Genomic DNA, 20,321 nt, shown 5'->3' with positions numbered 1-20,321 from the left:
GCCCGAGCCTCCGGTCGCTGTTGCCAGAGGCTCATTTTGTTGCCGGGAGATTGTATAATGAAGACTGCTATTCTGCTGATGGGCCATGGTTCGCGGGTCGCCGATGCCAACGACGCGCTCCATGCCATCGCCGCCATGGTCCGCGAAAACTCGGGATTCGAGATCGTCGAGGTCTCCTTCCGCGAGATGCACGCTCCGAACATCCAGGCCGGCATCGACCGCTGCGTGGCCCAGGGCGCCGGGCGCATCCTCCTCTACCCTTATTTCCTCTTCGCCGGGGCCCACGTGCTTGAGGATCTGCCGGCGGAGATGGCCGCTGCAGCGGCCCGCTACCCGGGCCTGGAGATGACCCTCGGCAAGCCCCTCGGCGTCCATCCCAAGCTCGCGGAAATCGTCTGCGAGCGGGTCGCCGAATCACTGGAGGAAGCCGGCTGGCTGCCGGTTGGCTCCTGAGGAACTCATGAACAGGCTCTCCCCCGGGGTGATCGTCGACCCCGCCGCCATCGAGGCACACAGTTTCGACATCATCGACGACGAAGTCGGCCCCCATGGCTACGACCGCCAGCAATGGCCGGTGGTGCGGCGCATCATCCACACCACCGCCGACTTCGAGTTCGCTACCAGCACCTTCTTTGCCCCAGGCGCCGTCGCCGCCGGTCTGGAAGCGTTGCGCTCCGGCGCCGGCATCTGCTGTGACACCAACATGGTTCTGGCCGGTGTCAACAAACCGCGGCTCGCCCGTTTCGGCTCTTCCATCGCCTGCCATGTCGCCGACCCGGAGGTTGCCGCGCAGGCGCGCGCGGCCGGAATTACCCGCTCCATCCTGGCACTGCGCAAGGGGGTTGCGGCCGGCTGCGCCATCTACCTGATCGGTAACGCGCCGACCGCCCTCTTCGAACTGCTGCGGCTCGCCGCCGCCGGGGCGGTGGCACCGGCGCTGGTGGTCGGGGTCCCGGTCGGTTTCGTCGGCGCCGCCGAATCGAAGGAGGCGCTGCTCGCTTCCAACCTGCCGTTTATCACCTGTCGCGGCCGCAAGGGGGGGTCGGCGATCGCCGCCGCCATTCTCAATGCGCTGACCCTGCTCGCCGAGGAGAGCTGAAATGCTTCGCTTCCTGTGTTTCGCCATCCTGCTGCTGGCGCTCCCGGCGCGCGCCTTTGCCATGCATATCTCCGAGGGGATCCTCCCCCCCGCCTGGTGCGTCTTCTGGTTCGCTACCGCGGCGCCTTTCGTCGCCTGGGGAGTGCGCCAGGTCAGCAGGCGCAAGGCGCTCGATCCCTCCTACATCCCGTTGCTCGGCATCTTCGGCGCCGCGGTCTTTGTCTTCTCCTGCTTCCCGATCCCGGTGCCGGTCGCCGGCAGCACCGCGCATCCCGCCGGGACCGGCATGAGCGCCATCTTTCTCGGTCCCTTCGCCAGCGTCGTTGTTGCCTTCATCTCGCTGCTGCTGCAGGCGCTCTTTCTCGCCCACGGCGGCCTGACCACCCTCGGCGGCAACACCATGTCGATGGGGGTGGTCGGCTCCTTCGCCGGCTACGGTGCCTTCCGCCTCGGGCGGCTGCTGCGGCTCAATCTCTTCTGGTGCGGCTTCTTCGCCGGGGTCGCTGCCGACCTGCTGACCTACCTCTCGACCTCCTTCGAGATGGCGATCGCCCTGCACGGGGATCACCCCTTCCTCGCGGTTCTCGGCCAGATCTACCTCGCCTTCATGCCGACCCAGATCCCGCTTTCGATCCTCGAAGGGGTGGTGACCGGCGGCATTATCGTCTACGTCCAGAAACACCGGCCTGATATTCTGCGCAAGCTTAAGGTCTTCGGGGAGGTGCCGAAATGAAACGGTTGCTGACCGGGCTGGTCCTGGCAATGACGCTTCTGCTGACGGCTCCCCTCGGGGCCGAAGAGACGAAGCCGAAATGGCCGGGGGTCGACGAGGCGGTGGTCGAAAAATACGCCAAGGAACTCGGCCGCGAGGCGCGCGACCCTTATATCAACACCGACCAGGGGGACCTGCTCCTCTTCCTCTTTGCCCTGGCCGGCGCGGTGGGCGGCTTCATCATCGGCTACTACTGGCACAAGGTGTTTGTCGCCGGCAGGAAAGAGCGGGACGCGGACGACTGAATGGGCGGCCATCATCACTTCATCGATGCCCGGGGCGAGGACCGGCGTTTATTGGTCGCCCTCGACGGCCGCGTCAAGCTGATCCTGCTGGTGGCGGCCCTCGGCGTCAACCTGACCGCCGGCGGCCTGCGCACCCCGGCCGCTCTGGCCATCACGGCTTTCCTGCTGGTCCTCCTTGCCGGGGTGCGTCCGACGCTCTTTTTGCGGCGAATGGTGGTGCCGGCGACCCTCGCCCTGGTGGCGATGATCACCCAGTTTTTCTGGGTCGAGAGCGGCGAGGTATTGGTGCGACTCCCCTTCTTCGCCTGGTCGCTGACGATCACCAGCGGCGCCCTGCTGCGCGGGCTGGAACTGGCGGCGCGGATTCTCGGCGGCATGGGGGTGCTCCTCTTCTTCTCCCTGACCACGCCGCTGCCGGAGCTGATGCGGGCCGCCCGCTTCTTCCGCTGTCCGCCGGTGCTGGTCGAGCTGGCGTTGATCATGTATCGTTACATCTTCCTCCTTCTCGAAGAGGGGGAGCGGATTCGCGGCGCCCAGCGGGCCCGCCTCGGTTTCGTCGATTTTCGCACCGGGTTGCGCTCCTCGGGTACCCTTGGCGGCATGCTGGTGCTGCGTACCTATGACCGCGCCGAGCGCTCCTTTGCCGCCATGCGCTGCCGCGGCTATAACGGGGCGCTGACCGGCTATCCCCCCGGGCCGCTGCAGTCCCGCGACTGGCTGCTGCTGGTGGCAGGGATGGTGTTGCTGGCGGGGCTGTTTGCGTTGCGGTAGTTTTTATAAGTCCCATGAGACCTATGGGACCGATGAGACCTATAAAAGGCCCTTTATGCTGAAGATCGAAAACCTCCACTACACCTACGAAGACGGCACCCCGGCGCTGAACGGCATCGACCTGGAGATCGCCAAGGGGGAGTTCCTCGCCATGCTCGGCAGCAACGGCAGCGGCAAGACGACCCTGATCAAGCATCTCAACGGGCTGCTGCGACCGACCCTCGGGCGCGTCCTTCTCGACGGCAAGCCGATCGAGAGCGTCGAGGACCGGGAGGTCTTCAGCCGCATCGGTATCGTCTTCCAGGATCCCAACGATCAGCTCTTCGCTGCCACGGTGGAGGAGGATGTCGCCTTCGGCCCGACCAACATGGGGCTGCCGCCGGAGCAGATCAAGGAACGGGTTCACAGCGCCCTGCACCAGGTGCACATGCAGGACTTTGCCCGCAAGTCGATCCATGCCCTCTCCCACGGCCAGAAGAAGCGGGTCTGCGTCGCCGGCATCCTGGCGATGCAGCCGCAGGTGATCATCCTCGACGAGCCGACCGCCGGCCTCGACCCGATGGGGGTTCACTCGCTGATGCACCTGCTCGAGGATCTCAACAAGAAGCAGGGGATCACCATGATCATGGCGACCCACGTCGTCGACCTGGTCCCCCTCTTCATGAGCCGCATCGCCATCCTCAGCAAGGGGCAACTCCTCCGCTACGGGTCGCCGGAAGAGGTCTTCGGCGATCCGAAGGCGCTGGAACGGGCCAAGCTCAACCTGCCGCTGGTGGCGGAGCTGATGAACATCCTCAAGACCCGGGATCACGTCAAGCTGCACCATATCCCCCTCACCGTCGGCGAGGCCCGTCGCGAGATCCTGCGCCTGCTCTCGGTGCAGGACATGATCGAGCGGGTCTGAGATGGCTACCCGCCCCCTGCGCAGCGGCTTCACCACCGGCGCCTGCGCCGCTGCTGCCGCCAAGGGTGCGGCGCTGCTGCTGCGCGACCGTGAAGCGGTGCCGCGCGTCGTGATCGACCTGCCAGCCGGATTTGCCGCGCCCTTCGAGCTCCACGGCCAGCAGCTGCTCGACGACGCGGCCTGCTGCTTCGTTGTCAAGGATGCCGGCGATGACCCGGATGTCACCCACGGGGTCGAGGTGCATGCGACGGTGCGCCTGCTCCCGGCGGCCGCCGGCGAGGACGGAGTGGTGCTGCGCGGCGGTCCCGGGATCGGCCGGGTCACCAAGCCGGGGCTGGCGGTGGCGGTCGGCGAATGGGCGATCAATCCGGTGCCGCGGCAGATGATCCTGGCAGCGGTTCGCAGCGTCTTCCCCCCTCCGCAGGGGGTGGAGGTGACCCTCACTATTCCCGACGGCGTCGAGCGCGCCAGGCGCACGCTCAATGCCCGGCTCGGCATTCTCGGCGGCCTCTCGATCCTCGGTACCAGCGGCGTGGTGCGGCCGATCTCGCACCAGGCCTGGACCGACACCCTCGATGTCGCCCTCGACGTCGCCCGCGCCGCCGGCTGCGAGAGTGTGGTCTTGAGCACCGGGCGCAGCAGCGAAGCGGCGGCGCAGGCCCTGCTGCAGGATCACGACGGTTTCCCCGAGGAAGCCTTCGTGATGATGGGGGATCACGTCGGTTTCGCCTTGAAGGCCTGCCACCGCAAGGGGGTGCCCGGAGTAATCCTCGCGGTGCAGTTCGCCAAGCTGCTGAAGATTGCCTGCGGCCATCCCCAGACCCACGTCAGCGCCTCGCGCCTCGACCTCGCGCAACTGGCCCGCTGGGCCCGGCAGAGCGGCCTTGACGATGCCGTTGCCGCCGGGCTAGAGTGTGCCAACACCGCCCGGGAAATCTATCTCGGGCTGGGCCGGGACCACCCCCTGATCGCCACGGTTGCCACCCATGCGCTTGAGCAACTGCGCCAGTGGGGAGCCGGGGTGACGGTCGGGGTGCTGCTGGCCGACTATGCCGGCGGCCGACCGCGTTCTTTTGGCCAGCTGCCTATTGCTGTCACGGAGGAGAAGAGACCATGAAGCGGATTTACGTCATCGGAGCCGGAGTCGAGGGGCAGGAGGGGTTCAGCCGCCGCGCCCTGGAACTGGTCGAGCAGGCCGAGCTTCTCTGTGGCGGGGAACGCCAGCTCGCCCTTTTCCCCGAATTTTCCGGCGAGAAGGTGGCGATCGGCAGCGACCTGACCGGGCTTTCCGAGCGGTTGAAGGATTCTTCCCGGCGCACCGTGGTCCTCGCCTCCGGCGATCCGCTCTTCTTCGGCATCGGCCGCCACCTGCTGCGCAACCTGAGTGCCGACGAGCTGGAATTCGTCCCCAATGTCAGCTCGGTGCAGTATGCCTTTGCCAAGATCAAGGAGCCCTGGGACGACGCCGTCTTCATCTCCGCCCACGGCCGGGGGCTGCAAGGGGCGGTCGACCGCATCGTCGCCAACGACAAGGCGGCGGTCCTCACCGACCAGCTCAACACGCCGGCGGCCATTGCCGCCGAACTGATCGAGCGCGGCCGCGATGGCTACGCCGCCTGGCTCTGCGAGAACCTCGGCACCGCCGAAGAGCAGATTACCGCCACCGACGTCAAGGGCCTGCTGCAGATCAAGGCGGCCCCGCTCAATGTCCTGATTCTGATCAAGGAATACGAGGCCGGCGGCGAAGAGTACGTGCCGACTCTCGGCATCCCCGACGAGGAGTTTGCCACCGTCAAGAAGCTGATCACCAAGGAGGAAGTGCGGGTGGTGACCCTGGCCAAACTCAAGCTGCGCCACGACATGACCCTCTGGGATGTCGGCGCCGGCTCCGGTTCGGTCAGCATCGAAGCCGACCACCTCCTCCCCAATGGCCGCATCTTCGCCGTCGAGCGCAATCCCCAGTGCCGGGAGTTCATCAAGGCCAACCTGCGCAAGTTCAGCGCCCGCCACGTCACCCTGGTCGAGGGGGACGCGCCGGCCTGCCTGGAAGCCCTGCCCGATCCCGACCGGGTCTTCGTCGGCGGCTCGGGCGGGAATCTCTACGCCATCCTCGATGCCGTCGACGGCCGCCTCCCCGCCGGGGGCCGGGTTGTCATCAACGCTGTGACCCTCGACACCCTCACCGCCGCCAACGAATATTTCGACAACGCCGGCTACCAGGTCGAGGTGACGACCATCAACATCGCCCGCACTCGCCCCTTAACCGACTACAAGATGTTCGAGGCCTACAACCCGGTCTACATCATCACCGCCGTAAAGGATTAACGGCCGTTTTGAGTGCCAGGTTTTGAGTTCCAGGTTGCAACTCAAAACCCAAAACTGATTTGGATTTAAATATGTCTGGACGTTTGATCGCTGTCGGCATCGGACCCGGTGACCCGGAGCTGATCACCCTCAAAGGCGCCCGCCTGATCCGCGAAGCGGATGTCGTCGTCTGCCCGGTCGGCGACCGCTCGGACAGCTCTATCGCCCGCGCCATCGTCGATGGCCTGGTCGATCCGCAGCGCCAGCAGCTTGTCACCCAGGTCTTCCCGATGCAGCGGAACCAGGCCGGCCTCGAGGTCTACTGGCACCAGGCCGCGGTCGAGGTGGCCGGCTTCGTCGCCGCTGGAAAGAGGGTGGTTTTCGTCACCCTCGGCGACCCCTTTCTCTACAGCACTTTCCTCTACCTCTGGCAGGAGCTGCGCGCCGATTTTCCCGACCTGCCGGTGGAGGTCGTCTCCGGCGTCTCCTCGATCCATGCCGCCGCCGCCCTGGCCGGGCTGCCGCTGGGGCGCTCGGACGAACGCCTGGCGGTCTTGCCGGCAACCTACGAAGAGGGGCGCCTCGCCGAAACTCTCGAACACTTCGACACCGTGGTGCTGATGAAGGTGCATCGGGTCTTCGATCGCATCCGCGAACTCCTCACCGATCTCGGCCTCAAGGAGCGCGCCGTCTACATCAAGCGCGTCGGCCTCCCCGGCGAGGCGGTGATCCGCGATCTGGATGCAGTACGAGCGGAGGATCTCGACTACCTGTCGCTGGTGATTGTGCGGAAAACGGAAGGGGAATGATTTATGCCCGAAAAAATTGATATTCGAATGTCCCTAGCATCCCCAAATTTGAAAGCAAAGTTGCTTGCGGAATTGGCTGATGCAGTTCCGCAGGTTTTCAGTGAGGGGAAAATCGACTTTGAAAAGCTCAAGGCTGCCTTGGGTGAGCAGATCGAGCAAGGCGTCGAACGCTATGGCCTTTCCTGGGCGGGTAAATCAGAAGCCTTTCGTAACGTCCAGATTTCGAGTGTCGGCACCCTGCGGCCGATGGTGGAGGAGAGTGTAAATTGGGATGACACGGAAAATCTGATCATCGAGGGGGATAATCTCGAAGTTCTCAAGCTACTGCAGAAGCCCTATCACGGCAAGGTCAAGATGATCTATATCGACCCGCCGTACAATACCGGCAACGAGTTCATCTATCCCGACAACTACCGGGAAGGGTTGCAGGATTATTTGCGCTATTCGGGGCAGGTGGATGAGGCCGGGGTCAAGCAGAGCACCAACACCGAGACTAGTGGCCGTTTTCACTCCAACTGGTTGAACATGATGTATCCACGGCTCTTTCTGGCGCGGAATCTGTTGCGTGAGGATGGGGTGATTTTTGTCAGTATCGATGATCATGAGGTGAACAATCTTCGGCTACTGATGGATGAGGTATTCGGGGAGGAGAATTTTGTCGTTCAATTAACCTGGAAGAGCAGAAAATATCCGGATTCACGTGCAAAAACCGGAGTATCTACAGACCATGAGTACGTGTTGGTTTACTGTAGAGCAGAAGCGAAACTTCTTGGTGTTGAAAGGGATGAATCCAAGTTTTCTAACAATGATAACGACCCACGAGGGTTATGGATGAGCAGGAGTTTGCTTGGTCTAGCGAACAAAAAGCAAAGACCAAATTTACATTTCCCTATGGAAGATCCTGAAACAGGAAATATTTTTGAACCACCAGCGGATACAGGTTGGCGCTATTCAAAAGATAGAATGCAACAACTAATAGATAGTAAGAGTATTTTGTTTCCTAATAAACCAGGCGGTAGGCCAAGAGAGAAGAAATTCAGGGAGGACATGCAGGCAGATTTGATCGCGTTTCCTTCAATCATTGATGACACGTATACCGCTGATGGTACGGCCGACATAAGATCTCTTTTTGATTTTCAAATTTTCGATTTTTCTAAGCCTGCGAATTTAATAAAGAAGCTAATTAAACAAGGGGCTAGTGAAGACTCGTTGATTCTCGATTTTTTTGCGGGCTCAGGTACGACCGCACAAGCGGCTCTGGAACTAAACAAAGAAGACGGTGGAAACCGTAAATTTATTCTTGTACAACTCCCCGAAAAGACTGAGAACAAGGAGTACCCCACCATTGCTCACATCACCCGCGAGCGCGTGCGGAGGGTGATCTCGAATCTGAATAAGGAAAACGAAGAACAGCTTGACTTTCAGGGGCAACAAGATCGTGGCTTTCGATCTTTCAAGCTAGATTCGTCCAACTTTAAAATCTGGGACGCTACCCAAATGCCTAGCACTCCAGAAGCCTTATCCGACCAACTTAAACTTTACGCGGATAACGTCGAGCGCTTGCGGGACCAGCAGGACATTCTGTATGAGCTGATCCTCAAAAGCGGTCTGCCGCTCTCCAGCCAGATTGAAGGTATCGAAATTGGCGCCTCAACCGTCTGGTCGGTCAATGGCGGTCAGTTGCTCGTTTGTCTGGAGCGGCCTGTCACCCAGGACGTATTGCGCGAAATGATCGCGTTGAAACCGGAAAAACTGCTTTGTCTTGATGTGGCTTTCGATGGGGAGGACAAGCTCAAGACCAACATCGTGCTGGAAGCGCAATCTTATGGAGTTGTCTTTAGGACGGTTTAACGGAGGGGGCAAGGGTGGTTGCAAGAACACATTACCCGGTGAGTCAGCAGCGGCTAAAGGCTCTACGCATAACAAGGCTCAAGAATCTTGAAAATGTGACCATCACTTTTGATGAAGAGCGCCCACTGACGGCCATAATGGGGCCAAATGGGTCCGGTAAATCCACGGTATTGCATGCATTGGCTGCCACTTTCAAGCCATCCTCATTCGGCGAAGAGGGGGACTGTCGTTTTACGGACTTTTTCCCCAATACTCCACATGGTGTTTGGTCGGGGACCGAGTTTACAGTGTCACATAGTTTTCGCTTGGGTCCCGCAACTCATACGATTGCCACTCAGGGTACTAAAATGACAGGGCAATGGTTGCCCATCCAAAAATATAAGCCGGCACGTGAGACTTTTTTTATCGGAGTGCATTCCGCTGTCCCGAAAGTCGAAATACAGGGGACCCGACGCAAGGTTAATTACACGACCCATGATCTGATCGATGAGAAGTCTATCGAGCTTAAGGAGAAGGTTGGGATTATTTTCAACCGCCAATACACCAAATATCACTCAAATGATATGCCGTCGCGGAGGAAATTGATCGGTGTTGAATTCAGAGGGGTTAACTTTTCTGCTTTGGCAATGGGGGCCGGCGAACAAAGAGTCTTTGAAATTTTAAAGACGGTCATTAAAGCAAGAAATTATGCCTTGATACTGATCGACGAAATTGACCTTTTATTGCATGGTGATGCTTTAAAGAAGTTTTTAAAAATTCTCCATGAATATGCGGTAGACAAAAAACTACAAATTGTTTTCACGACCCACCGCGAAAGCATCCTTGAGTTTGAAAAATTTATTTCTGTCAGGCATCTGTACCAGACAAATATGCCACCTCATAAGACTTTTTGTTTCATTGAGACGAAGCCTGATGCCATTTCACGATTGACCGGTGAGCCTCATCGGACCCTCTCGGTTGCCTGTGAAGATGACGTATCAACTGCAATAATTGAAAAGGTGGCAACAGAATCAGGAGTCAGAAAATACACAGAAATTTCAAAATTCGGCGCAGCCGATAATGGCTTTACTTTAATTGCCGCATTAATGCTGAATGGTAGGGACCTTTCCAATTCAATTTTTGTGATTGATGGCGACAGGTACATAACTGATGAAGAAAAAGTAGGGCGAATTAATAGAGTATTAACCGGGGATCATCCCACAGATCAGGCCCGGCGAGCCCAAGCACCGACATATGTCCGGCAATTTGCCCCACCTACGGTAGAACCCCCTGAAAAGCGGTTGCATGCTCTAATCCGCACCGTGGCAATTACCGGTGAGGCCGAAATTGACGACGTTATCACTGCATCTCAAGCGATTAACGTCGTTGCAAACGATCATGAATATGTTGACAAGATTATCGAGGCCCTTGGTAGCTCCAGACCGGTTGGGTTGACAAGGATCGTCAACGTCGCAGCAAAGGCCGATGGCTGGAACGCTTATGTTGCGGCAGTGAGGGCATGGTTCGATGAAAAACGTCCAAATGTCATTGAATTAATGGCCAACTAATTAGAATCCTATGAAAATTAAATTCGATAGCAACCAGCCCTACCAACTCGACGCCATCAATGCAGTGGTCGATCTCTTCGACGGTCACCCCTTGGCAAACGGGGATTTCGAATTCAATTTGGCGAGCGAAGGCGAACTGTTTACCGACAAGGGGATCGGCAACGCCTTTGTGCTGGCTGGAGAACAGTTGCTGGAGAATCTGCGGATCGTTCAAAAGAGGAATGGGATTCCTGAAAGCAGTGAATTGGATGGCCTGCATTTCTCGGTCGAGATGGAGACCGGCACCGGCAAGACCTATGTTTATCTTCGTTCGATTTTTGAACTGCATCAGCGCTACGGGTTTAAAAAATTCATTATCGTCGTGCCGAGTGTGGCCATTCGCGAGGGGGTGCTGGCCAGCCTGCGGCTGATGAAGGAGCATTTCTCCTCTCTTTTCGACAACGTCCCGTTTGATAGCTGGGTTTATGATTCCCGGCAGGTCTCGAAGCTGCGCCAGTTTGCCCAGTCAAATTCGTTGCAGGTGCTGGTCATCAATATCGATGCCTTCAACAAGCAGGCGAACAACGTCATTCACAAGGAAAACGACCGGCTCAGCGGCTATCGACCGGTCGAATTCATCCAGGCGGCCCGGCCCATCGTCATCATGGATGAGCCTCAAAACATGGAGAGCAATCAGGCCAAGGCCGCGATTGCTACCCTCAACCCTCTCTGCACCCTGCGTTATTCGGCAACCCACCGGAACCTCTACAATCTGCTTTACCGGCTCGATCCGGTGCGGGCTTATGACTTGAAGCTGGTGAAACGGATCGAGGTCGATTCGGTGCTCGATGATGCCGATTTCAACCAGCCGTATATCCATGTCAAGTCCATCAGTGCAACCAGTTCGAAAATAACCGCCAAGCTGGAGATGGATGTTAACGACAAGGGCGCCCCGAAACGGAAGCAGGTGACATTCAGCAGCAGCGGGGTCGATCTGCATGACAAATCCAACGGGCGGGAGAGCTATCGCGAGTACATCATTGATGAGATTAACGCTGGGGAAGGGTATGTGAGTTTTACCAACGGCCTGCAGCTTTACGTTGGCCAAACCCACGGCGGACGCATGGATGATGTCATGCGGGTGCAGATTCGCGAGACGATCCGGGAGCATTTTGACAAAGAACTACGGATTCATAAAACCATGCCCGAGGGTGGCCGACTAAAGGTCCTTTCCCTCTTTTTCATCGACCGGGTAGCGAACTATTGGCCTGACGATGGGAAAATCCGTTACTGGTTTGTTGAGGCGTACAAAGAAATAGCTGCTCTGCCCAAATATGCAGAGTTAAACCCGCTGCCAGTGGAGCGGGTGCATAACGGATATTTTTCGGTTTACAAGAATATTCCGAAGGATACCCGGGGCAACACGGCTGCAGATGACGAGGCGTATGAACTGATCATGCGCGATAAGGAACGACTGCTGTCGTTGGATGAGCCGTTGCGTTTCATCTTCAGTCACTCGGCGCTGCGCGAGGGGTGGGACAATCCGAACGTGTTTCAGATCTGCACCCTCAACGAGACGAAATCGGAGATCAAAAAGCGCCAGGAGATCGGGCGGGGGATGCGGCTGCCGGTGCTGGAGACGGGCGAGCGCTGCTTTGATCCGAACATCAATCGCCTGACGGTGATTGCCAACGAAAGTTACGACGAATTCGCCCGCCAGCTGCAAACCGAGATCGAAGAGGAGTGCGGCGTCAACTTCGAGGGGCGGATTGCCAATAAGAAGAAACGACGGACGGCCACCCTTAAACCTGGCTGGCGGTTGAATGAGGACTTCAAAGCACTTTGGCAGCGGATCAAACACCGGACGCGCTACGCCGTTGATTATCAGACTTCGGAATTGATCGAAAACGCTGCGAAACGCTTGCAGAGGCTGGAACCGATTGTCGCGCCGAGAATCAAGGTGCAAAAAGCGGGAATGGACTTCGATTGCAAGAAGGGCGTGGACCCCAGGTTGCTGGTCGTGCGGGAGCATGATACCGACTTCGGCGCGGTGAAAGTACCCGACCTGATCGGCTATTTGCAGGGGAAGACAGAGTTGACCCGCTCGACTTTGGTTCAGATTCTGATTCAATCCGGCCGGCTGGGTGAAGTGCATACCAATCCTCAGCAATTTCTCGACCAGGCGCTGGCCGCGATTCAGACCGAACTGCACGAGCTGATGATTGACGGGATCAAGTATGAGCGGATCAATGGTCAGGAATACGAGATGTTGCTCTTTGAAGAGCAGGAAATCGCCGGCTACCTGACCGATATGATCGAGGTCGATAACTCGATTTACGATGCAGTGCTCTGCGAGTCGGAAATTGAACGGCAGTTCGCCGAAGCGATGAGCTCGCGCGAGGATATCAAGCTGTTCATCAAGCTTCCGGCCTGGTTCAAGGTGACGACCCCGGTGGGAACCTATAATCCGGACTGGGCCATCGTCAAAGAGAATGACGAAAAAGTTTATCTCGTGCGCGAAACCAAAGGCACGAAGGATGAGTTGAAACTACGGAGCGCTGAGTGGGCGAAGATCCGCTGTGGCAAGGCCCATTTTGACGAGTTGGGCGTCGATTTCGCTCATGTAGTTGGCGCCAAGGAAGTTCATTGAGTACGTTGTGAGTTGGACATACGGATATGGGAATGGATAGCCGCCGTCTGAAGGACCTCATTGCCGGTGGAGAGACTCTGCAGGTCGAATTCAAAAGCGATCTGAAATGCCTTTCCGATCGTGATCTTATTGCTGCAGTTGTGGCGTTGGCCAATACCGAGGGTGGGGAATTGCTGCTGGGGGTGGAGGACGACGGGACCGTTTCAGGATTGCATCGGAACCATCAGGTTACAACAGGATTGGCGGCACTGATCGCCAACCGAACAAGCCCGTCGCTTTCCGTCTGTGTGCAAATCTGTTCTGTCGGGCGCCAGAGCATCGCCCATATCCAAGTTCCGAAGTCCAGACAGTTGGTTGCAACATCGGAGGGCCTTCTCCAACGGCGGCGGCTTAAACCAGACGGATTGCCGGAGGCAGTTCCCTTCTATCCACATGAATTTACTCAACGCCAATCGGATTTGGGACTTACCGATCCGTCGGCGTTACCGTTATTTGATCTTACAGCCGAGGATTTGAACCCTTTGGAGCGTCAGCGCATTCGCGAGGCTATTCGGCGCTACGGTGGAGACTCGACGCTCATCCCCTTGGCAGACGAAGAGCTAGACGGGGCCTTGGGTTTGGCTGCGACTGTTGAGGGTATCCGACGTCCAACCCTGGCGGGGCTTTTGTTCCTTGGCCGTGAGGAGCAACTGCGGCGGCATATTCCTTCGTCCGAAGTCGCCTTTCAGGTGTTGGAAGGTACTGACGTAAGGGTCAATGAGTTTTTCCGCAAACCATTGCTTCAGTCTTTCGAGGAGATTGAGAGGCTGTTTGCGGCTAGGGTAACAGAGAAGGAAGTGCAGGTCGGCTTGTTTCGAGTTCCGATCCCTAATTTCGAGCGACGGGCCTTCCGAGAGGCATTTGTAAATGCACTTGTTCATCGTGATTATGCTCGACTGGGTGCAGTTCATGTTCGTATCGATGACGATGGCATGGCCATTTCAAATCCCGGTGGTTTTGTTGAAGGGGTCACATTACAGAACCTGTTGGTTACTGAGCCGCGCCCACGTAATCCGCTGCTGGCTGACATCGCCAAACGAATTGGGCTTGCCGAGCGTACCGGGCGCGGTATTGATCGTATTTTTGAGGGTTTACTTCGCTATGGCCGCCCAGCGCCGGATTATTCCCGCTCGGACTCGACTTCCGTTATTTTGCGGATGAGTAATGCGGAATCAGACCATGATTTCCTTGAATTGGTACTGCGACATGAAGAGCGTACCGGGCGTGCGATGCCTTTGGATAGCTTGATCATCCTTTCCCGTTTGCGCCAGGAGCGGAGGTTAACGACGAATGATCTCGCTCCCTCTATCCAGAAAACCGAGCAGGAAGCTCGTTCTGCGCTTGAAAAGCTGGCGGAAGCCGGGCTCGTCGAAGCACACGGCGGTGGTCGCGCCCGTGCTTACACCCTAAGCGCAAAGATCTACAGAAAATCCGGACAAAAGGCGGCTTATATCCGCCAGGCGGGATTTGATCCAATCCAGCACGAACAGATGGTCCTCAGTTATATCTCTAAACACGGGTCCATTAAGCGGGCAGATGTCGCTGAGCTTTGCCGGCTCAGTTTGCCGCAGGCTTATCATCTTCTCAAACGGTTAAAGGAGGAGGGGAAAATTGTGCAACATGGGGTGAAGCGTCATGCCTACTATGCGCGCCCTTAATCCAAACCACGGATTTTCAGTTTCTATGCACACGTGTATAGAAATGTGCATTGGCCTGGAATCAAAATCAGCCAAGGAACCCAACTCACATCAATGATTTGCTCGTAGAGCCAAAGATTGACGTTTGAATGCGCCTGGCGCTTTTGCGGTGGGATTCGAAAGCTATTTAATTTATGCAAATAACCGCTCCCCCCGTCCTCTTTGTCGGCGCCGGCCCCGGCGACCCCGAGCTGATCACCGTCAAGGGGCTGAAGGCCCTGCAAACGGCGGACGTCGTCATCTACGCCGGCTCCCTCGTCAATCCGGACCTGCTCGCCGAACTCAAACCCGGGGCGATCGCCCACGACAGTGCGCCCCTGACGCTGGAGCAGGTTATCGAACTGATGCGCGCGGCGGTGGCGACCGGTCAGCAGGTGGTGCGCCTGCATACCGGCGACCCCGGCCTCTACGGGGCGATCCAGGAGCAGATGGAACAGCTCGACCGCCTCGGTATCGACTATCGGGTGATTCCTGGCGTGACCGCGGCCTTTGCCGCCGCCGCCAGCCTCGGCCAGGAGCTGACCCTGCCGGAGGTCTCCCAGACCCTGGTTCTGACCCGCATCGCCGGGCGTACCCCGGTCCCCGAGCGGGAGGCGCTGCGGCGCCTCGCCGCCAACGGCGGTACCTTGTGCCTTTACCTCTCTGTCGGGATGATCGACCAGGTGGTCGCCGAGCTGCTGGCCGGCGGCGCCTTTCACGCCGCCACGCCGGCGGCCGTGGTCTACCGCGCCAGCTGGCCGGACGAAAAGGTGGTCGAAGGGACCCTCGCCGATATCGCCGACAAGGTAGCGAAGGCCGGCATCGGCCGCCAGGCGCTGATCCTGGTCGGCGAGGTCCTCGCCGCGCGGCGGCGGGGAGTGCCGGAGCGCTCGAAGCTGTATGACCCGGGGTTTGGGCATGGCTTTCGGGAAAAATCCTGAGGGCGGCTCGCACTCGTTCGCTGCGCTCACTGGAGATCACAGTGAACACGGAGAAGACCAATAAGGCTAGGGGCAAGGAAAAAGGTTGGGGCTAATTTTCCTCGGTGTTCTCCGTGCGCTCTAGCGACGGCAAGGAGCGGGTGAGAGATGCTTTTTGGGGGAGGTCTCCCCGAGCAATTCCGACTGAGTGTCTATGAACATCGCCATCGTCGCCATCACCGCTAGAGGAGCCGAGCTGGCCCGTCGCATCGGCCGCGAGGCCGGCGGTGGCGAGATCTGGCTGCCGGAGCGCCTGCGCGGTGACGACGGCTGCAATTATTTCTCCGAGCCGGTGACGGCGCTGCTGCCGCGCCTCTTTGCTACCGTCGATGGCCTGGTCTGCATCATGGCCACCGGTATCGTGGTGCGCACGCTCGCTGCGCACCTGCGCGGCAAGGAGGTCGACCCGGCGGTGGTGGTACTCGACGAGGCCGGCCAGTTCGCCATCAGTCTCCTCTCCGGGCATCTCGGCGGCGCCAACGACCTCGCCCGGGAGCTGGCGGCGCTGACCGGCGGCACCCCCGTGATCACCACCGCCACCGATGTCAATGGCCTGCCGGCCTGGGACGATGTGGCGCGTCGCCTCGGCTACGGCGTCGAGCCTTTGGGGCAGGTTAAGACGCTTAACCGCCTGCTTCTTGAAGGGCGACCGATCCACCTCGTCGATCGCCTCGGCCTGGTTGCCGACGTCTTTGCGGCGGTTCCGGCGGTCAGCCTTTGCGCTACCTTCAGCGAGGCGCTGCAGCCCGGCGCCGCCGGGGCGGTGCTGGTCAGCAACCGGCATCTGCCGCAGCTTACGACCAGCACCAATCTGCTGGCGCTGCGGCCGAGGAACCTGGTGGTCGGAATCGGCTGCAACCGCGGCACCGGCGCCGACGAAATCGAGGCGGCGGTGCGTCAGGCGTTGCAGCGGGCGTTTCTCGCCTTCGCCAGCATCGGAGAGCTGGCGAGCATCGACGCCAAGGCCGATGAACCGGGATTGCTGGAGTTCGCCGCCCGGCATGGCCTGCCGCTGCAATTCCACCCGGCCGCCGCCCTGAACGAGATCGCGGTACCGAGCCCCCCCTCCGCCCACGCCCTGGCCGCGGTCGGCGCCAGCGGCGTCTGCGAACCGGCGGCGCTCCGGTCCGCCCGAGGGGGCAGCCTGCTGGTGCGCAAGCAGAAACTCGGCAACGTCACCGTGGCGGTGGCGGAGATCGGCAAAGGCTGAAGATCGTCCCGCACCCGCTCCTTGCCGTTGCTTGAGCTCACAGAGAACACAGAGGATATGCTGAACCTTTCAAGGCCGATGTCTCCCAAGGTCGTTAAAGATTAAACCCATGGATTTTCTCTGTCCCCTCTGTGATCTCTAGGGAGAGCAGCGAACGGGTGAGAGCCGCTTCAACCGAATTTTGCGAAAGAATTTTATGACCGGCAAACTCTACGTCGTCGGTATTGGCCCCGGCGCCGCCGACCATCTGACCCCCGCTGCCCGTGAAGCTATCCTGGAATCGGCGGCAGTGGTCGGCTACCAGACCTACCTCGAACTGATTCCCGAGCTGCTGGTCGGCAAGGAAGTCGTCTCCTCGGGGATGATGAAGGAGGTCGAGCGCTGCCGCGCGGCGCTGCGGCTGGCCGCGGCCGGGCAGGTGGTGGCCCTGGTCTCCTCCGGCGACGCCGGCATTTACGGCATGGCCGGGCTCGCCCTCGAGCTGCAGCCGCAACAGGCCCCCGACGTGGTCGTGATTATCGTCCCCGGGGTCTCGGCGGTGCAGGCCGCCGCCGCCCGGCTCGGCGCACCGCTGATGCATGACTTCGCCGTGATCTCCCTCTCCGACCTGCTCACCCCCTGGCCGCTGATCCGCCGGCGCCTGGAGGCGGCCGCCGCCGCCGACTTCGTCGTCGCACTCTACAATCCCAGGAGCCGCGGGCGCACCACCCAGTTGGGGGAGGCGGCGCAGATCCTGCTTCGCCATCGCCCCGGCACCACCCCGGTCGGCATCGTCCGCAACGCCTGCCGGGAAGGGGAGTCGGTGGTGGTCACCGACCTCGCCGGGCTGCCCGATGCCGAGGTCGACATGTTGTCGTTGGTGATCGTCGGCAACTCGCAGACCGTCGTCGACGCCGCGGGGCGGATGGTGACGCCGCGCGGTTACGGGAAAAAACTGGCGGCTCCGGCCGGGGGTGAGGACGCCGAAATCGGCAAGGCCCGGGCGCTCTTCATCGGCGGCACCGGTTCGGACGTTGGCAAGAGCATCATCGCTGCCGGGCTCTGCCGTTTGCTGCACCAGCGCGGCTATCGCGTTGCCCCCTTCAAGGCGCAAAATATGGCCCTCAATTCGGCGGTGACCGCGGAAGGGGGGGAGATCGGCCGCGCGCAGGCGCTGCAGGCGGTCGCCTGCGGCATCCCGGCTCATACCGACATGAATCCGGTTCTCCTCAAGCCGAACTCCGAGCTCGGTTCCCAGGTCATTGTCCAGGGGCGGCCGGTTGGCAACATGACAGTGCGGGAGTATCACCGTTACAAGGAGAGCGCCTGGCAGGCGGTCGAGGAATCGTACCGGCGCCTCGCCGGCAACTACGAGGTGGTGGTTCTCGAGGGGGCCGGCAGCATCGCCGAGGTTAATCTGCGCGATCATGACATTGTCAACCTGCGCGCCGCGGTCCTGGCTGACGCGCCGGTAGTGTTGGTCGCCGACATCGAGCGGGGCGGGGTCTTTGCCAGCATCCTCGGTACTCTGGAGCTGCTGCGGCCTGAGGAGCGGGCACGGGTGGCCGGGGTGATCATCAACCGCTTCCGCGGTGACGCCCAGCTGCTGGCCTCCGGCATCGAGCTTATTGAGGATCGCAGCGGTGTGCCGGTCCTCGGCGTCGTCCCCTGGCTCGACCTGCAGCTGCCGGAGGAGGATTCTCTGGGGCTGACCCGCAAGAGGCGACCCGCGCAATTGGAAGAGCTGCGCATCGGCGTGATGCGCCTGCCGCGCATCTCCAACTTCAGTGATTTTGACGCGCTGGAGCGGGAACCGGGGGTCTCCCTGCATTATCTTGAGCGGCCGGAAGAGGTGGCGGGACTCGATTTGCTGATCCTCCCCGGCACCAAGAGCACCATCCCCGACCTCCAGTTCCTGCAACGCAGCGGGCTGGCGCGGGCGATCCATGACTTTCATGCCGCCGGCGGCCGGATTGTCGGCATCTGCGGCGGGTTTCAGATGCTCGGGCGGCACCTCGCCGATCCGGAGGGGGTCGAGTCGGAAACCCTGGCCGCCGAAGGGCTCGGCCTGCTCGATGTGGAAACGGTGCTGCTTGGATTGAAACAGACCCATCAGGTCGAAGCGGTCGTGTCAACCGAGGGGGGGCTCGGCGGTCTTCCGGCCGGGAGTCCTCTGCAGGGCTACGAGATTCACGTCGGCGAGACCAGCCGCGGCGCCCTGGCCCAGCCGCTGCTGCAGATCGTCCGGCGTTCCGGACGCACGACCAGCCTCGAGGAGGGGGCGGCCAGCGCCGACGGCCGGGTCTGGGGGAGCTACCTGCATGGGCTCTTCGACAACCAGGAGCTGCGCGCGGCCCTGCTCTCCGGGTTGCGGCAGCGGCGGGGGCTGGCACCCGCGCCGCCAACTCCGGATCACGACCTCGAACGGGAGCTCGACCGCCTCGCCGCTCATCTCGAAACGCATCTGCAGCTGGAGCCGCTCTTCGGCCGGTTGCCGGCCGCCGGAGGTGGCGCATGAACGCCTGGCTGGTGGCCGCCGCCTTCGGCCTCGATCTCCTGCTCGGCGATCCCAGCCACCTGCCGCACCCGGTGGTCTGGATCGGCGGCCTGATCAACCGCCTGGAGGTGGTGCTGGTCGGGCTCTTTGATCGTCGCCGCGTCACCGGCATCCTGCTGGTCACGCTGACCCTGACTCTCACCGGGGTGACGGCCTGGAGCGTCCTCTGGCTGGCGACCGCCCTCCATCCCTGGCTCGGGCTGGCGCTCGCCCTCTGGCTCGCCTACACCGCCATCGCCCTGCACTCGCTGCACCGGGAAAGCCGGCGGGTGGTCGCCTGGGTCGAAGCCGGCAACCTGGTCGAAGCCCGGCGCAGCCTCGCCCTCATCGTCGGCCGCGAAACCGCTGAGCTCGATGAAGAAGGGATTCTGCGCGCCTGCATCGAGACGGTGGCGGAGAATACCTCGGACGGCGTAATCGCGCCGCTGTTTTACCTCTTCGTCGGCGGTCCGATCCTCGGTCTCCTCTACAAGGGGATCAATACCCTCGACTCGATGATCGGCTACCGTGATGACCGTTATCGGGAGCTCGGCTGGGCGGCGGCGCGCCTCGATGATCTCGCCAACCTGCTGCCGGCGCGACTGACCGGGCTGCTGATGGTGCTGGCCGCCATTCCCCTCGGCCTCAACAGCTGGAATGCGCTGAAAATCCTGCTGCGTGACGCGCGCAAACCTTCCAGCCCCAATGCGGGGTTCCCTGAAGCGGCGGTAGCCGGCGCCCTCTGCCTGCAGTTGGGCGGCCCGGCAACCTACTTTGGCCAGCGGGTGGAAAAACCGACCCTTGGCGACCCGGACCGCCCGCCGACGGTGGCGGCGTTCCAGGCCACCATCCGGCTGATGTACCTGACCTCATTCGCCGGTCTGGCGCTGGGGTTGCTGATTTGCGGTTGGCCGGCCATCGGCTGAATTCCGGGCTGGTCAAGAATTTGCATGCCTGTCGGCAAATACTC

17 protein-coding genes are annotated in these 20,321 nt (G+C 60.5%); all 17 read left to right on the top strand.

The annotated features are described in order from the left end of the window. The first annotated feature begins 57 nt into the window (after window positions 1-57). The 17 genes from ACYQ8E_RS09250 (at window position 58) to cbiB (ending at window position 20,277) form a co-directional block, all read left to right on the top strand. Window positions 58-453, top strand: coding sequence for a sirohydrochlorin chelatase (locus ACYQ8E_RS09250; protein WP_066728535.1), 396 nt, complete (start codon window positions 58-60; stop codon window positions 451-453). Between the two features lie 7 nt (window positions 454-460). After that, window positions 461-1,099, top strand: a complete 639-nt coding sequence (locus ACYQ8E_RS09245) for a precorrin-8X methylmutase (protein ID WP_066728533.1) — start codon at window positions 461-463, stop codon at window positions 1,097-1,099. Window position 1,100: 1 nt separating this feature from the next. Beyond that, the gene (locus tag ACYQ8E_RS09240; protein WP_066728531.1) at window positions 1,101-1,832 is read left to right on the top strand and encodes an energy-coupling factor ABC transporter permease; all 732 of its coding nucleotides are present in this window, start codon (window positions 1,101-1,103) and stop codon (window positions 1,830-1,832) included. After that, entirely contained in the window at window positions 1,829-2,116 is a 288-nt protein-coding gene (locus ACYQ8E_RS09235; protein WP_459860734.1) for an energy-coupling factor ABC transporter substrate-binding protein, read from the top strand. The genes ACYQ8E_RS09240 and ACYQ8E_RS09235 overlap by 4 nt, the downstream gene beginning before the upstream one ends. Next, complete coding sequence (gene cbiQ, locus ACYQ8E_RS09230) at window positions 2,117-2,887, top strand: cobalt ECF transporter T component CbiQ (RefSeq protein ID WP_459860732.1); 771 nt, start codon at window positions 2,117-2,119, stop codon at window positions 2,885-2,887. Between the two features lie 55 nt (window positions 2,888-2,942). Beyond that, window positions 2,943-3,791, top strand: a complete 849-nt coding sequence (locus ACYQ8E_RS09225) for an energy-coupling factor ABC transporter ATP-binding protein (RefSeq protein WP_066728525.1) — start codon at window positions 2,943-2,945, stop codon at window positions 3,789-3,791. 1 nt (window position 3,792) lies between these two features. Then, window positions 3,793-4,908, top strand: a complete 1,116-nt coding sequence (gene cbiD, locus ACYQ8E_RS09220; RefSeq protein WP_459860730.1) for a cobalt-precorrin-5B (C(1))-methyltransferase CbiD — start codon at window positions 3,793-3,795, stop codon at window positions 4,906-4,908. Further along, entirely contained in the window at window positions 4,905-6,116 is a 1,212-nt protein-coding gene (gene cbiE, locus ACYQ8E_RS09215; protein ID WP_459860728.1) for a precorrin-6y C5,15-methyltransferase (decarboxylating) subunit CbiE, read from the top strand. Before cbiD ends, cbiE begins: the two co-directional genes overlap by 4 nt. Window positions 6,117-6,187: 71 nt before the next feature. Beyond that, entirely contained in the window at window positions 6,188-6,904 is a 717-nt protein-coding gene (cobI, locus tag ACYQ8E_RS09210) for a precorrin-2 C(20)-methyltransferase (RefSeq protein WP_066728519.1), read from the top strand. Window positions 6,905-6,907: 3 nt separating this feature from the next. After that, window positions 6,908-8,755, top strand: coding sequence for a site-specific DNA-methyltransferase (locus ACYQ8E_RS09205; protein WP_066728517.1), 1,848 nt, complete (start codon window positions 6,908-6,910; stop codon window positions 8,753-8,755). Between the two features lie 14 nt (window positions 8,756-8,769). Continuing rightward, window positions 8,770-10,302: an ATP-dependent nuclease gene (locus ACYQ8E_RS09200; protein ID WP_082820387.1), complete on the top strand. Its 1,533-nt coding sequence runs from the start codon at window positions 8,770-8,772 to the stop codon at window positions 10,300-10,302. Between the two features lie 10 nt (window positions 10,303-10,312). Next, on the top strand, window positions 10,313-12,931 hold the full coding sequence (locus ACYQ8E_RS09195) for a restriction endonuclease (RefSeq protein WP_066728513.1): 2,619 nt from the start codon (window positions 10,313-10,315) through the stop codon (window positions 12,929-12,931). Window positions 12,932-12,957: 26 nt separating this feature from the next. Next, on the top strand, window positions 12,958-14,628 hold the full coding sequence (locus ACYQ8E_RS09190; protein ID WP_066728511.1) for a DNA glycosylase AlkZ-like family protein: 1,671 nt from the start codon (window positions 12,958-12,960) through the stop codon (window positions 14,626-14,628). Between the two features lie 173 nt (window positions 14,629-14,801). After that, window positions 14,802-15,587 carry a precorrin-4 C(11)-methyltransferase gene (gene cobM, locus ACYQ8E_RS09185; protein ID WP_459860724.1) on the top strand — a complete coding sequence of 262 codons (786 nt, stop codon included), beginning with the start codon at window positions 14,802-14,804 and terminating at the stop codon, window positions 15,585-15,587. 193 nt (window positions 15,588-15,780) lie between these two features. Next, complete coding sequence (locus ACYQ8E_RS09180; RefSeq protein ID WP_459860723.1) at window positions 15,781-16,836, top strand: cobalt-precorrin 5A hydrolase; 1,056 nt, start codon at window positions 15,781-15,783, stop codon at window positions 16,834-16,836. A gap of 196 nt (window positions 16,837-17,032) precedes the next feature. After that, the gene (locus tag ACYQ8E_RS09175; RefSeq protein WP_459860721.1) at window positions 17,033-19,333 is read left to right on the top strand and encodes a cobyric acid synthase; all 2,301 of its coding nucleotides are present in this window, start codon (window positions 17,033-17,035) and stop codon (window positions 19,331-19,333) included. Further along, the gene (gene cbiB, locus ACYQ8E_RS09170; protein WP_459860720.1) at window positions 19,330-20,277 is read left to right on the top strand and encodes an adenosylcobinamide-phosphate synthase CbiB; all 948 of its coding nucleotides are present in this window, start codon (window positions 19,330-19,332) and stop codon (window positions 20,275-20,277) included. The genes ACYQ8E_RS09175 and cbiB overlap by 4 nt, the downstream gene beginning before the upstream one ends. The last annotated feature ends 44 nt before the right edge of the window (window positions 20,278-20,321 follow it).

This window comes from Desulfuromonas carbonis (assembly GCF_054658035.1).
The sequence above is the reverse complement of the archived record's forward strand: the minus strand, read 5'-3'. Positions and strand labels throughout refer to the sequence as shown.

Bases quoted from the DNA above. Each gene is read 5' to 3' on its own strand.
- ACYQ8E_RS09195 (WP_066728513.1), top strand. From the start codon at position 10,313: ATGAAAATTAAATTCGATAGCAACCAGCCCTACCAACTCGACGCCATC.
- ACYQ8E_RS09225 (WP_066728525.1), top strand. From the start codon at position 2,943: ATGCTGAAGATCGAAAACCTCCACTACACCTACGAAGACGGCACCCCG.
- cobM (WP_459860724.1), top strand. From the start codon at position 14,802: ATGCAAATAACCGCTCCCCCCGTCCTCTTTGTCGGCGCCGGCCCCGGC.
- cbiB (WP_459860720.1), top strand. From the start codon at position 19,330: ATGAACGCCTGGCTGGTGGCCGCCGCCTTCGGCCTCGATCTCCTGCTC.
- ACYQ8E_RS09245 (WP_066728533.1), top strand. From the start codon at position 461: ATGAACAGGCTCTCCCCCGGGGTGATCGTCGACCCCGCCGCCATCGAG.
- ACYQ8E_RS09190 (WP_066728511.1), top strand. From the start codon at position 12,958: ATGGGAATGGATAGCCGCCGTCTGAAGGACCTCATTGCCGGTGGAGAG.
- cobI (WP_066728519.1), top strand. From the start codon at position 6,188: ATGTCTGGACGTTTGATCGCTGTCGGCATCGGACCCGGTGACCCGGAG.
- ACYQ8E_RS09240 (WP_066728531.1), top strand. From the start codon at position 1,101: ATGCTTCGCTTCCTGTGTTTCGCCATCCTGCTGCTGGCGCTCCCGGCG.
- cbiD (WP_459860730.1), top strand. From the start codon at position 3,793: ATGGCTACCCGCCCCCTGCGCAGCGGCTTCACCACCGGCGCCTGCGCC.
- ACYQ8E_RS09250 (WP_066728535.1), top strand. From the start codon at position 58: ATGAAGACTGCTATTCTGCTGATGGGCCATGGTTCGCGGGTCGCCGAT.
- cbiE (WP_459860728.1), top strand. From the start codon at position 4,905: ATGAAGCGGATTTACGTCATCGGAGCCGGAGTCGAGGGGCAGGAGGGG.
- ACYQ8E_RS09205 (WP_066728517.1), top strand. From the start codon at position 6,908: ATGCCCGAAAAAATTGATATTCGAATGTCCCTAGCATCCCCAAATTTG.
- cbiQ (WP_459860732.1), top strand. From the start codon at position 2,117: ATGGGCGGCCATCATCACTTCATCGATGCCCGGGGCGAGGACCGGCGT.
- ACYQ8E_RS09235 (WP_459860734.1), top strand. From the start codon at position 1,829: ATGAAACGGTTGCTGACCGGGCTGGTCCTGGCAATGACGCTTCTGCTG.
- ACYQ8E_RS09175 (WP_459860721.1), top strand. From the start codon at position 17,033: ATGACCGGCAAACTCTACGTCGTCGGTATTGGCCCCGGCGCCGCCGAC.
- ACYQ8E_RS09180 (WP_459860723.1), top strand. From the start codon at position 15,781: ATGAACATCGCCATCGTCGCCATCACCGCTAGAGGAGCCGAGCTGGCC.